A 13,552-nucleotide genomic window follows, 5' to 3' on the forward strand; every position below is an offset into this window, starting at 1 on the left:
TTCACGACGTTGGCCTCAAAAGTTGGAGTTGAACGCTATTTTCTCAACAGGAATTCTTCCAGTTCCGTCATGCCCGTCAATTTTGCAGCAGTCCAATAGACAGCGGAACCGACGACACAGGGGATTCCAAGGGCAATGAGTTTCGTCAGCAGATCTGTCGGGACAGGGGCGAACGGCATTGTCGCAAAACATGCAATGGTCATGACAGCGGTACAGACAATGCCCTTCATCAGGGTAATTGAAATTGCTCGCCAGTTCAGAGGACCAACGTGGTTGTTTAATTTCCACAACGTAACCAGACAGAGGAGGCCGCTGGTGATGATGCTTCCAAGGGCAATGCCGATCCCGCCGACGAACCAGATCAGAGTGAGATTCAGAATCTGATTTACGCCCAGAAAGAGCAACCCGAGCCGCATTGGTGTTTGCCGGTCACCAGTGGCGTACCAGGCGCGATTGAGAATCGCAATTCCGATACTGCTCCAGACTCCTGCGGAATAGATTCCGATCATTTGAGAGGCGAACATCGCGTCTCGATCACTGAATTCGCCCCAGCGGAACAAGGCGATTGTCAACGGCCAGGCGATCAGGTAGAGACCCACGCTCGCAGGAATTCCAATCGCAATCACAATGCGGATTCCACGACTGAGATCGGCGCGGAGAAGATCCATTTCACCCCGTTGCGCGTGCTGAGTCAAAATCGGGTAGAGCACTGTGCCGAGGGCTACTCCGAAGACTCCCAGTGGAAACTGCAGCATGCGCTGGCCCAGATAGATGGCTGCTGCGGTCCCGGCCTCAAGCATTGGGGAGATACCAAACGATTCGCACCATGCCTGACTTCCATCATCAGGCTGTGCCAGCCCCCAGGCAAGAAGGCTGTCGAAGATGGCGCTCGCCTGAAGGACGGACATGCCGATCAGCACTGGGACCATCGCGGAAATGATTTCTCGCACATTTGCCCAGCCAGTGGACCAGTGTCGAACGAGCCCGATGCCTTGTCGATGGAGGATTCTCAGTGGAATCAACAGTTGAATGATACCGGCCAGACTGACAGTGCCAGCGAGGATTTTAGATTGTGTCTCCTGACTGAAGTGACTGCTGCTTAAACAGGCCATCACTGACAGGAGAATGACGTTCAGAACGACCGGAATCAGTGCCGGCCAGAGGAACTGTCGTTGTGCATGCAGCGTTGCACAGAACAACGCCGCCAGACAGATGGTCAACGAGTAAGGCAGCATCAACGCCAGCAGGTCGAGCAATAACGCAGTCGATTCACTAACGGATGCTGTGAGTCGAACAATTCCGATTCCAAGTTCTGCCAGAGAAATCGAGATGGTCAATGTTACAGCCAGAAGGATGGCCGTCAGTGTCAGCAGTTCCCTGGCGGCCTCCATTCCATGTCGATCACGACTCCGAATGAAGACTGGAAGAAAGGCGGTACTCAAAGCCCCTTCGCCGAGAAGCTGTCGAGAAAGGTTCGGAATACGAAAGGCGACGACAAACGCATCAAAGATTGTCCCAGCCCCGAACAGGGTCGTCATGCCAATGTCGCGGAACAACCCCATCAGCCGCGAGAGCAGGGTGCCCAGGCTGACCAGCCGCAAGTTGGACATCACTCCCTGAGTTCCGTTTGACGCGTCAGATGCCGCAGTCGATTCTGAACCGGTTGACAGCGACGCGGAACGATCTGGGATTGTTTCGGACAAAACGGAACCTTGATTGATCGGGTTGCAACCTGTCCCTGCACGCCGCATGGGCTTATTCAAAAACCACTCGGGATGCCTCCGGTTTCGAGGCGAACCTTAACAGATTTCTGTCCTGTTTTCTTGTGGCGTATCCGACAAGTCGATTTCCAGCTACTCCATTGGAGTCTGGCTGCGGTTTAGCGATTGCTGAAATGAGGACGGGCAGAAGTGGAATGATTTTGAATGAGTCTTCAAAGCTCCTCCATGTGATATCTCAATCGTAAAAACTCACTACAATACAGCCGTTCGTTTCAGCTCATGATTCCTGTTCCTGATTTCTGCTCAGGATCGTGGCCGCTGCTGCTTTAATTCGATCAAAAGGAACGTCCATGTCTCAACTTGATGTCATACATGTGGAATCGGATCTGGCGACACTGATCCGCACCCGTCGGACGATCAATGATTATCGACCGGAAGTTCCTCCGCAGGAACTCGTGTTGCAGGCGATCGAGCTGGCACGCTGGGCACCAAATCACAAGCTGACTGAACCTTGGCGTTTTCACCTGATTGGCAAACAGACTGCGAATGAAATTGTGGAACTCAGTGCCCGTCAATTGGAAGCGGAGAAGGGCGCGGAAGCAGCAGCAACCCGTCGGTCAAAGTGGTCTCAGATCCCTGGATGGCTGTTTGTGACCTGTCAGGCATCTGCCGATCCGGTTCGCGATCGCGAGAATTACGCGGCAGTCAGCTGTGCGATTCAGAATCTGACGCTGTTTTTGTGGCAACAGGGGATCGGCTCGAAGTGGTCGACCGGCCCGATTTTGCAGCATCCGGCATTCAATGAGTTGCTGAAGATTGACCCCAGCACTGAGAAAATGGTCGGGATGATCTGGTATGGTTATCCTTTGACTCAGCCTGCAGGGAAACGACGTCCGGTGTCTGATGTCACTGTTATTCACCCGTAAATTTCTGCGGGATTCCCACGGTATTTCCTGCGAGTTTCGTCCCTGTTCTATTTTGTTCCTGTCTTTGGATCGCCGTCGGCGCAAGTTGATTGCTCGCCGGCCAGATGAATTGCCCATGACTTCCTCATTGAAACTGACCAATCCTCATAGTGTTCTGGCTGCACTTCAGACTCGTCCGGAGGATGTGTTGGAGGTCCATGCGAGCCCTGCCAAGAGCAATGAAGGGTGGCAACGAGTCATTGAAGAAGCGAGAGTGCTGCGAATTGCAGTACGCGAGCCATTGGTGAACCGCGAACATGGTGGTCGACGGTTGAACAAAGAGGGAGGACGCGTTGGAAATACGTTCGCAGTGGTGCGTGAGCGTTCAGGGATCCCGTTGAGTGATTTGTTCACTCCGGCCGTCCCACGCGGGATCTGGCTGGCCTTCGATCAGCTCCAGGATCCCCATAATGTCGGGGCGGTATTTCGTACGGCTGCTTTCTTCGGGATTCAGGGGATCATGTTGACCGTCGACCGATCCGCTCCGTTATCGTCCACCGTGTATGATGTTGCTTCAGGCGGAGTCGAATACGTTCCATTTACCCTGCAGACGAATCTTGCACGTGGGATTGATGTTGCGAAGCAAAACGACATGTGGGTTCTGGGAAGCTCTGAGCATGCAGAGATGAACTTGAACGACGTGGATCGAGATCGTCGTTGGCTCGTCGTAATTGGTAATGAAGAAAGAGGGTTACGACGATTAACATTAGACCGGTGTGATCAGGTCTGTCAGATTCCCCCGGCCGGAAAGGTCGACTCACTGAATGTCTCGGTCGCGGCTGGAATTCTGATGGCCAGTCTGTCGAGGGATTCGTAAGTTCTTTCGAGTTCGGATGATAGATAAATTGTTTTCCTGCGACTTCCCGAAACGTTCGAACCGAATCCATAAGGATTTGTGGGAAACGAAATCAAATTCCGGGAAGGCTGATTCCTGATTTTCTTGGGTGAACCGGGATTCTGGAGGAGCAGGGGGGAAATTTAGGTTGAATTCAGGTGGGGGAAAGTGGATCTCCCACTGATCAGCTGTGTGCGGGTTCGTGGTTTTTATGAGAATTTTCGCACTCATCGATGATCTCGCGAGCGGCTTCGAAGTCGGATGACAGAACGAGCAGCCGACACTGCAAAATCCCGCTTAATCCAGCCTGTAACTCGTTTTCAAGAGCACACCGGATTCCAGATTCTTCGAGTGCGATACGAATGACTTCTGCTCTGCCAATGTCTGAGGACTTGTAGATTGGAATGAGGAGTTCTTCTGCCATGATGCTTTCTCCATCAGAAGTTGCATGGGACTTCGTCGTTATAGCGAACTGGTTGTAACACGGTTTGATTGGATATGATGGGGAAGATATTTTCTTCTGGAGCAACCGGATTCAGCCGTGACCAAAGGACGGGTTTCTTCCTGCGATATGCCGAAAGGCAAACATTGTGCCAATTTGGCTCACTTTGTTGTGGGAATTGAAATTCGATTTGACTGGTCGTGAATGAGATCTCTCATTTGATGGCTGACCAAAGGGTGGATCTGTCATGTATTTAAGAATGGCCAGACGTCTCCTAGTTGAGACAGACAAACGCCTGCTTTGGAAATTATTCTGGAATATGGGAGTCAAAGGGACTCTGTCTGTTCAGAGGTTTAAGAGGAAATTGAAGAAGGGGCATGTCTTTCCACCCTTCATTTACATTTCCGTAATTAATTCTTGCAATCTGAGATGTCAGGGGTGCTGGGTCGATGTGGCTGCAAAACAGCAGACCATTGACCTCGAAGCCATGAACCGGCTGATCAATGAAGCTAAGGCAGAAGGGAACGTGTTCTTCGGGATTGTCGGCGGAGAACCGTTCATGCATCCTGAATTACTAGAGATTCTGGCCGCCCATCCAGACTGCTACTTTCAGGTCTTCACCAATGGGCACTTCATTACAGATGAAGTTGCGAAGCGTTTGCGGAAGCTTGGAAACGTGACGCCTCTGGTCAGCATTGAAGGCTCGGAGATCATCAGCGACGAGCGGCGTGGGCGAAAGAATGTCTGGTCGAAGTCGATGCAGGGGGTTCAGAACTGTCTGAACAATCGCGTGTTTACTGGTGTCTGTACGAGCGTTTGTCAGACCAATATTGATGATCTGGTGAACGAAAAATGGGTCGATCGGCTAATTGAACTCGGGGTGTTGTACACCTGGTTTCACGTCTATCGACCAATGGGCCCAGAGGCGTCGCCTGAGTTGTGTCTGACCGCTGAACAGCAGTTGAAGATCCGGAAGTTCGTCGTCGACATGCGCGTGAAAAAGCCGATCGTCTTCGTCGATGCATATGCGGATCATCAAGGGCAGGCATTGTGTCCCGCTGCGACCGGAATCACACATCACATCAATCCGTGGGGCGGGATTGAGCCGTGTCCAATCATTCAGTTCACCACGGATAACATCCACGACAAGACAAAGACGCTGGCAGACAAAATCAATTCTCCATTCCTGAATGATTTCCGTGAGCTTGCCAGAGAAACGACTCGCGGTTGCATCGTCCTAGAGCGTCCGGACCTGCTGGAAGCGCTGATTCAGAAGCATGGTGCAACCGACGGCACTGCACGCCAGACCGCACTCGCAGAATTGCAGGCGATGGATGTGCGGCCTTCTCAGTTCAATCCTGAGAACGCTGTTCCTGAAAGAAGTTGGGCGTACAAAATTGCGAAACGTCACTTCTTTAATGACTTCGGGGCCTATCAGGGGAGAGATCACTCAAGATATTCTGCCCCAGCTGTCCAGTCTCGACATGCGACTCAGCTTCCAGTGCCTCAACTTGTGCAATTACAGACAGGGCACGCCGAGAAGAATTCTCCGTGAGCCCAGGACATCCGGCGGCGAGTATCGGCCTCCCGGTGAGAAATGCAAAATTGCAAATGACTGATTGTTTCGCCGTCGGAATGCGAAACTGACATAAATCCGCTATCGAGCAGAGCTCACTGTGCAGAGATGAAGCAGTGAATCTGCTGTCGTTGAGAATTGGTTTTCTTTTATGAAGCTTCGTCGGCAGCCTGAAGATTTTGAAGTGATCGAGCGGAGCTCCCTGCCTGTCGGGAGAAGTGGCGAGTTTGCCGTTTACGAACTCCGGAAAACCGGTTGGACCACTCTGGATGCGATCGACAAGATGGCCAGAGAGATCGAGATCCCACGAAAGAATATCGAACATGCAGGGCTAAAAGACCGGCATGCAGTGACGACACAGCGCATTACGATTCGGAATGGCCCACGGCAGTCCTTTGAGGACGGTGAGATTTTTCTGAATTATCTTGGGCAGTCGACACGCCCGATTTCGGCAGACGATATCTCTGAGAATACGTTTCGGATTGTGTTGCGATCACTCTCTGAGAGAGAACGCGACGCTGCTGAAATTGCAATTCCTGAAATCCAGCAGTCCGGAGTTCCGAATTACTTCGACGAACAACGATTTGGTTCGTGGTTCCCGGAACACGGATTCATCGCTGAAGCCTGGATTCGCGGGCGTTATGAAGATGCGTTTCGACTGGCGTTCGCGGAACCGGAACGGACCGACAACCCTGAAGAACGTGAACAGAAAGCCATTCTGCGGGAAAACTGGGGAGATTGGATTCTATGTAAGCAGTTGCTCTCCCGATCCCATCGACGCAGTATTGTCACGTATCTGTGCGATCACCCCACCGATTTCAAAAAGGCCTGGGCGACAGTGAATGGAGATTTAAGGGGTCTCTATCTCTCCGCGTTGCAAAGCGATCTTTGGAATCGAATTGTTAGCGCCTCATTTGCGAAAGAGATTTCACCAGAGCAGATGGTCACGTTGAATTTGAAGACTGGACCATTGAACTGCCCGAAAGTCTTTACGAAAGAGCAGTCAGAGCGGTATCAGAGAATGCAGGTGCCGCTGCCTTCCGGCCGTCTCCAGTTATCAGAATTCCCTGACCCGGAATTGGTTGAGACGACCTTGCAAGAGCAGGGGTGGAAGCTGCATGAGCTCAAGGTGAAGTTCCCTCGCGATCGCTTCTTCTCACGGGCTTATCGCCCGGTGATGATTCCGGTGCAGAATTTTCGCGGGGAGTTTGCGGCTGACGAACTTTCAACAGGATTGTCACGCCTGACGCTGCGGTTTTCTCTTTCACGCGGTTCCTATGCAACCATGGTGATCAAGCGACTCTTTCTGAACGCTGAAGAGATCGACCTGGAAGAAACCGACGCCGAGTAGCACGGAATCCCTGCTATTGTCTGTTCGACCGTTTTGAGAGGCCAGACTGGTCTCTCAAATGGTCGAGTTGACATTGCTTCGGATTCTCGACTCGGCTGATACTTCAGGAAGGTATTCGGCCCAGAAACGCTGAAGTCCTTGCGATGGAACAGGCACCTCAGGGGCTTGCTGACACTGCCTGTTTTGTTTGCATGATGCTGTGAAGCAACGCTGTGTTAAATGTGTCTCATTCTGATGGTAGGGGGGATAGCTTTCTAAAATTGGCGTCGTAAACTTGGAGTAACGAACGCTCGTAATCAGGATGATGTCGATCTCGACGACAGCGTTCTTGCAACTCGATGCAAAGCCAGTGCGATGGCTACTTTAATTGTCCTGGGCCTGCCTAATCCTGGTGTCCGTCATCAGATTCAAATGAATCGGCATGCCGTTATTGGGCGAGATCCGACCTGCGATCTGATTATCCCGCAGAAGGCAATCTCTCGCTTTCACGCCCAAGTGATCGTCATTCAGGGGAATTGTTACCTCGACGATCTGGGAAGTATCAACGGCACGTTTCTCAACGGACGTCGTATCTCCAAACGCGAACGATTGCAGGATGGAGATCGGATTGTCCTGCATGAAGTGCCCATCGGCTTCTATCTTCATGATCCGCCACAGAGTCTCCTTGAGACTCAGGATCTTGACTTCGTGGGGCAACAGACCGAATTACTCAAGCTGAAGGCCCCGTATGAAATTGCCGTCGGATCTCATGGAAGCGGAACGCTCAAAAGCCGATTGCAATCGCTAATCAAGATCGCCAGAGATCTTGGAAGCAGTCTGGATATCGATGTCATTCTGCCACGCATTCTTGATCTCCTGTTTCGGATGTTTCCGCAGACAAATATTGGGGAGATCCATCTCGTAGGAAAGGATGGAAAGGTCCATCCGCTGGCGATGAAACATGGACGGGAGAGCGACAGTGCAGACCTGACAGAAACTCCGATCGACTCGGAAGTGATTCAGGAAGTACTTCAGTCCGGTCAGGGTATCATTCGTACAGAAGCGCCTGATGATCCTAGTTTCGCCCTTGATGACTTTCAGGTTTGCACGGCGTGTGCACCGATTCCCGGCGCTGACGCAGTCCCTTGCGGCGTCATCTTTCTGCAAGCGGAGGGATCGTCGTACGGCTTTACAGATGACGACTTCGAACTGATCTCGGCGGTCGCGGTGCTGGCCGGACAGGCGATCGGGTATTCAAAATCTCACAGTATTGTCGTGGAGCATTCGAATACTCAGAGGCAACTGGAAACAGCACGTCATATTCAGCTGGGAATGTTGCCGAGAGAGCGACCGCAACTTGCCGGGTATTCGTTCTATCATCACTACGCGGCGGCAGAACGGGTGGGGGGAGATTATCTCTTTTATGAAATGTTGCGAGACGGTCGGGTGATTCTGGGGATCGCGGATGCTTCCGGAAAAGGCCTGCCTGCCGCGATGAATATTGTGCGGTTTGCTGGCGAGGTTCGACTGCGACTGGCGACATCCACAACGTTGAAATCCGCTCTGTTCAGTTTGAATCAATTCATTCTGGATGATGGTGACGAATGTATGTTTATCACCTCCTGCATTGGCGTGCTTGATCCAATGCAGCATCTGCTGTCGTTAGCGAACGCCGGCCATCCTCCACCAATGCTGAAGCGGAAAGGGACTGAGAAAGTTGAATTGATGATGTCGGAAAAGCGTTGCTTTCCATTAGGCATCGTCGCGAACTTCGAAATTCACCCCCTCACCTTGAACATTAAAAAGGGAGATCAGGTGATCATGTATACCGATGGATTGTCGGAGGCAATGAACCACCGGAATGAACTGTTCGGCGAGGCTCGAATGATCGAGTCGATCAAGAAGTCGACCGGAAATATTGAGCAGATCGTGAATGATCTGGTCGAAAATGTGAGTCGATTCCGTGATGGACGTTCACCCAGCGACGACATGACGATCATCGGCTTCGAACGCACCGAGTAGAGCACATTCATTCTGCTTTCGAGCAGAGAAGACAGCTTTGGGCGCTCATGAAAGACCGATACGGTCTAGTTGTTCGAGTCCATGCTGTTGCTGTGTTCGACGAAGTTGAACTCGTTGTTGGTCCCTAAACGGTCCGGAGATGGTTTGGAGATCTCTTCTGTCCGATCTGAATGGTTGGCCAATGGCTTTCCTGGGCCGAGGTGAACGCGAAATCTCAAATTGGCGAAACAGAGCTCATCACCTGGCAGAAGCGCACCACGCATGACGCGCTGGCCGTTGACCTTGGTCCCATTCGTGCTTCCCAGATCGCGAAAGAAAAGCAATCCGTCAGTCTTCGCGATGGCACAATGCAGCTTTGAGATGCTCGAACTTTGAAGAATGACGTCGCAGATCCCTTCTTTCCGCCCAACAAGTGTGACATCCCGAATGATTGAGATGGGCTGTGAACCGTCGATAGGAACGAGCTGCGCGATCATCAGCGGTTTCACCTTGGAAAGGTTCGGGATGTGGTCACAATCGAGTTCGTGACCCGCTCTCACAGGTGACATTCTACCGAACAGAGTAGATCGAGGCTTGAAGAGCGTTGTTCGGAACAGAATGCAGACGTGGCATTTGTGAAAAAGACGGGATCAAGTTCATTTTTCAGTGTCCAGTTGACCGGGTCAAGCTCTGTCCTGATGTCCTTTGCTTCGAAATGAATTTTCGTTGATCGGTCGTGCCACTCGTGCGGAGACCACCAAAGGGAATTCCTGCAGCGAGATTCAACGCGCTAGTCCGGTAAAACTGTCGGGAGTCCTTTGTCTGAATAGACTTCGGACTTTGGCCAGTAGAATAGGACGACAGGAAGCAGGAAAAACGCCCCGACACCAAACAGGAGATTTGGAGAGAACCCGTTTGATTTCAAAATGGGGTTGATAATAAGGAAGATCCCGCCAGACGAGAAAATCCCGATCCAGTTCGCGAGGTTCATTGCCCCAATCACACGCCCCTTATGCTCAGTGGGGGCATGTGCCTGGATGAAAACCTGCAAAGGAACGCTGTAAAGGCCGGCACAGATTCCGAGCCAGACCAGTCCGAGAGCAGTCCCTGTTGCGCCAAGCAGAGTTGAATTCGGTTTGAAGCTGGGCAGAGCCAGCAGAATCAGGCCGATGAACATTCCAATGGCACCGAAACGGACCAGTCGGGCATTGAACCGTCCTTTCGAAAGGAGCATCCCAAGGACACATCCGATGGCGATTCCGAATCCGGTCCCTGCCGCCATCATGCCGGTCATTGCTTCTGAGAGTCCGAGTTGCAGAAGTCCGACTTCGTTGATGGCTTGTGGGTAAACCAGTCCACCTGTGGCCCAGAACACTGATGTTGAAACGAGTGCAGCAAGCAGTGGACGATTATTCCAGAGAACTTTGCGAGTTTCCTTATTCAGAATCAGATCCGAAGGATCAAACTTCATCTTCGGTTTGGCTGCAGGTGTCTTGCGAATGAAGGTTGCGCTGATCAGTCCCAGCACTGCAAGCAGGATGCAGATGAGAGACGCCATCCAGATTGCTCCCGGATCGGTGGGGGCAGCCTGAACAGCGACATTCGCAGCAGCTTCAGCGGTTTCAACAGGAATGTCGACGGCGACCTGAGCTGCGTTCACGGCAGCAGCCGGTTCCGGGTTGAGATAGGTCTTCACAATCCCAGAGCAGGCCAGTCCCAGAATGATCGAAATGAACATCGACATCTGAAACAGGCCGTTGACTGTCGGCAACTGGCGGTCAGTAAACAATTCCGGGAGGATGCCGTACTTGGCAGGACCAAACAGGGCGCTATGGACTCCCATCAGGAACAACACGAAGAACAGAAACGGGATGTTCAACGTCAGGAAGCCGAAGAGTCCGACCCCCATGATCACGATCTCAGCGACCTTGGCAATCAGGATGATCGTCCGCTTGCTCATCAAGTCTGAGAGATAACCGCAAAACCCGGACATCAGCAGAAACGGCAGCGAGAAGATGATTGTCGCCTGCCCCTGTAGTCCGGCAGAATCTCCGGCAGCGGCAGCAGCAACACAGACGAACAGGACGATCTGCTTATAGAAGTTATCGTTGAAGACCGTGAAGAACTGCGCGGCTGTGATCCCCCAGAATGAGAGGTCACGATAGACAGACTTGTGAGCAGACTCGGACGACGGAGGAGGCGTTTGCATCGTGCTGATTTTCTTTCAAAGAAGCAGTTGCTTCCAGGACCTATGCCATCCGAGTGAGTGCTTGATTCTGACTAAATGATTCTCGAAATGCGTCGCTGCGTTCAGGCCACACGACGAGGACGCGTCAGACGTCGATATCGTCCACTTCGGCAGCCTCATCCATGATGATGCGATAGCGTTCGGAAGCATCTTTTCCCATCAGTTGGGCAAAGATGGCGTCTGCTTCGACGGCACTTTCGATGTCGACCCGTAACAGGACTCGCTTTTCAGGATGAAGTGTCGTTTCCTTCAACTGGCTTGCGTTCATCTCACCGAGACCTTTGAACCGCTGCACATCAAATGTGCGGTTGGCTGGAATCCCGGCCAGAATCTCTTCTTTTGCGGCGTCGTCTCTGGCGTAATACCGTTCTTTTCCAATTTCGATCTTGTACAGAGGAGGTTGAGCCAGATAGACACGTCCCTGCTGAATCAACTCCCGCATGTGCCGGAAGAAGAAGGTCAGCAGTAATGTGCTGATGTGGTATCCGTCGCTATCTGCATCCATCAGCAGAATGACGCGGTGGTAACGCAATTTGTGAGCATCAAAGTGGGTTCCGATTCCGGTCCCCAGTGTTTCGACGAGATCTTTGACTTCCTGATTCTGCAGAATTTTGCCCAGTGCCAGTGATTCTGTGTTCAGGATCTTTCCTTTGAGTGGAAGGACCGCCTGAATACGTGAGTCACGACCACTCGCGGCAGTTCCACCGGCCGACTGACCTTCTACGATGAAGAGTTCGCACTCTTCAGGTTTCTCTGATCGGCAATCAAGGAGCTTGCCTGGCAGGTTGCTGCGACGGGTTCCGGCTGCTTTGCGTTTGACTTCCTTGACGGCTTCCCGACTTGCTTCGCGTGCTCGTGCAGCGAGAATGATCCGCCCAATCACGGCGTCCGCGGCAGTCCGATTGTTATTGAGCCATGCCTCCAGAGCGATGCGAACCATGCTGTCGACCATGGACGCCATTTCAGGATTGTTCAGACGATCTTTTGTCTGGCCCTGAAACATCGGGTCGTTGTGGAAGACTGAAATGATTCCGACCAATCCTTCGCGGATATCGTCGGGGGTGATTGTCAGTCCCTTGGTCTTGATGTCATGGACATCCATGAAGTTCTTGATCGCTTTGGCGATCCCGGCGCGAAACCCGGATTCGTGAGTTCCGCCGCCACGTGTGCGAATCCCGTTCACATAGCTGCGGATGTTTTCATCAGTGGACTCTGTCCATCGCAGAACGGTTTCAACACGGATCTTCCCTTCGTCTTTATCGACGGAGAAGGCTTGCTCGTGGATGCACTTTCGTTTGTCATCCTGAATGATCTTGGTGAGGAAGTCTGCGATCCCGGCGGCATGATGCAGCAGAACTTTCTCGTTTTTACCTTCATCGATGAACGTGATCTTCAGGCCCCCGTGGACATAAGAAATGTCTTCGAGGTGCTGGCGAATCGTTTCCGCATTGAACTGCACGCGACGAAAGATCTCATCGTCTGGTTTGAAAAAGATCGCTGTGCCGTGTCCGCGAAACGGTCGGACCTTTTCGACTTTGGTTGTCGCGCGTCCACGTTTGAAACGCTGTCGCCATTCAAAGCCGTCACGCCAGACTGTTGCGATCAGTGTTTCAGACAGAGCATTCACGGCAGAAGAACCGATCCCGTGCAGACCACCGCTGCGCAGGTAGTTCTTCTCCGAGAATTTTCCCCCAGCATAGAGCGTCGAGAGAATCACTTCCAGAGCCGACTTGCCAGTCTTCTTGTGAATGTCGACTGGGATTCCGCGCCCGTTGTCTTCGACGGTGATGGAGCACAAATCTTTGTGCAATGTGACCGTGATCTCATCACAGTGACCAGCGAGATATTCGTCGACCGAGTTGTCGACGATTTCCCAGATCAGGTGGTGCAACCCACGCGAGTCCACTCCACCAATATACATGGATGGCCGTTTACGAACGTGCTCCAGACCTTCCAGCACTTCGATGTCATCGGCGACGTAACTTGATTCATTCTTACCGGCGACTGCCATACCCATCCTTGTCACATTACAACGTCAATAAAATTCAATGAGATCTCGTCGACACGTTCGTCTTCTGGGCGGGAACGAACTTGTCGAACTGACGCCTCGTGAGGGCCCTGCAACGATAGGGCAGATTCTCGCAGGCAGGATCTGATGTCGATCCGGCTGCCAGCGGATCAACACCTTTTCTCTCGGTGAGGGCAATACCGTTACATCAATTGATGCCACCGTGATTGACCGTCACTGATTTGGAGCATCGTAGCCCAAACTGGTCTCGTCAAACAATATTGGTGATTTCGAAGGAGCTGGAAGCCGCTTCCTCCAATTTTCCACTGGGAATAGCAGGGTAGGTGTTCAGTTGAGAATGGTGCGTATCGACTTTTCGTTCACGCGATTGGTTCTAACTTGAAACAATATTGGGAAGTACCGAAA

At 52.1% G+C, this 13,552-nt stretch carries 10 protein-coding genes; 5 read left to right on the plus strand and 5 right to left on the minus strand.

The window, feature by feature from the left end:
* Nucleotides 1–35: 35 nt before the first annotated feature.
* The gene (murJ, locus tag SH527x_RS19930) at nt 36–1,751 is read right to left on the minus strand and encodes a murein biosynthesis integral membrane protein MurJ (protein WP_437192444.1); all 1,716 of its coding nucleotides are present in this window, start codon (nt 1,749–1,751) and stop codon (nt 36–38) included.
* Between the two features lie 320 nt (nt 1,752–2,071).
* Between murJ and SH527x_RS19935 the strand changes: the two genes are divergently transcribed.
* Together SH527x_RS19935 and SH527x_RS19940 are read left to right on the plus strand one after the other, a co-directional pair.
* Nucleotides 2,072–2,647, plus strand: a complete 576-nt coding sequence (locus tag SH527x_RS19935; RefSeq protein ID WP_437192445.1) for a nitroreductase family protein — start codon at nt 2,072–2,074, stop codon at nt 2,645–2,647.
* 115 nt (nt 2,648–2,762) lie between these two features.
* Nucleotides 2,763–3,503: a TrmH family RNA methyltransferase gene (locus SH527x_RS19940; RefSeq protein ID WP_437192446.1), complete on the plus strand. Its 741-nt coding sequence runs from the start codon at nt 2,763–2,765 to the stop codon at nt 3,501–3,503.
* A gap of 202 nt (nt 3,504–3,705) precedes the next feature.
* On the opposite strand, the gene SH527x_RS19945 is transcribed toward SH527x_RS19940, so the two are convergent.
* Complete coding sequence (locus SH527x_RS19945) at nt 3,706–3,945, minus strand: putative signal transducing protein (protein WP_437192447.1); 240 nt, start codon at nt 3,943–3,945, stop codon at nt 3,706–3,708.
* A 265-nt stretch (nt 3,946–4,210) separates the two neighbouring features.
* Here SH527x_RS19945 and SH527x_RS19950 point away from each other — a divergent pair, with 265 nt between their 5' ends.
* The 3 genes from SH527x_RS19950 (at nt 4,211) to SH527x_RS19960 (ending at nt 8,891) form a co-directional block, all read left to right on the plus strand.
* Complete coding sequence (locus SH527x_RS19950) at nt 4,211–5,518, plus strand: radical SAM/SPASM domain-containing protein (protein ID WP_437192448.1); 1,308 nt, start codon at nt 4,211–4,213, stop codon at nt 5,516–5,518.
* A gap of 172 nt (nt 5,519–5,690) precedes the next feature.
* Nucleotides 5,691–6,890, plus strand: a complete 1,200-nt coding sequence (gene truD, locus SH527x_RS19955) for a tRNA pseudouridine(13) synthase TruD (protein ID WP_437192449.1) — start codon at nt 5,691–5,693, stop codon at nt 6,888–6,890.
* Between the two features lie 354 nt (nt 6,891–7,244).
* Entirely contained in the window at nt 7,245–8,891 is a 1,647-nt protein-coding gene (locus SH527x_RS19960; protein ID WP_437192450.1) for a SpoIIE family protein phosphatase, read from the plus strand.
* Between the two features lie 65 nt (nt 8,892–8,956).
* Here SH527x_RS19960 and SH527x_RS19965 read toward each other — a convergent pair whose 3' ends face one another.
* From SH527x_RS19965 to SH527x_RS19975, 3 genes are all read right to left on the minus strand, one after another.
* Entirely contained in the window at nt 8,957–9,367 is a 411-nt protein-coding gene (locus SH527x_RS19965) for an FHA domain-containing protein (RefSeq protein WP_437192451.1), read from the minus strand.
* A 293-nt stretch (nt 9,368–9,660) separates the two neighbouring features.
* Nucleotides 9,661–11,079 (minus strand): MFS transporter, encoded by a 1,419-nt coding sequence (locus SH527x_RS19970; RefSeq protein ID WP_437192452.1) that lies wholly within the window; start codon nt 11,077–11,079, stop codon nt 9,661–9,663.
* A gap of 124 nt (nt 11,080–11,203) precedes the next feature.
* Nucleotides 11,204–13,129, minus strand: a complete 1,926-nt coding sequence (locus SH527x_RS19975; protein WP_437192453.1) for a DNA gyrase/topoisomerase IV subunit B — start codon at nt 13,127–13,129, stop codon at nt 11,204–11,206.
* Between the last annotated feature and the right edge of the window lie 423 nt (nt 13,130–13,552).

The sequence above is a fragment of the Planctomicrobium limosum genome, from assembly GCF_051465645.1.
Taxonomy (GTDB): Bacteria; Planctomycetota; Planctomycetia; order Planctomycetales; family Planctomycetaceae; genus Planctomicrobium.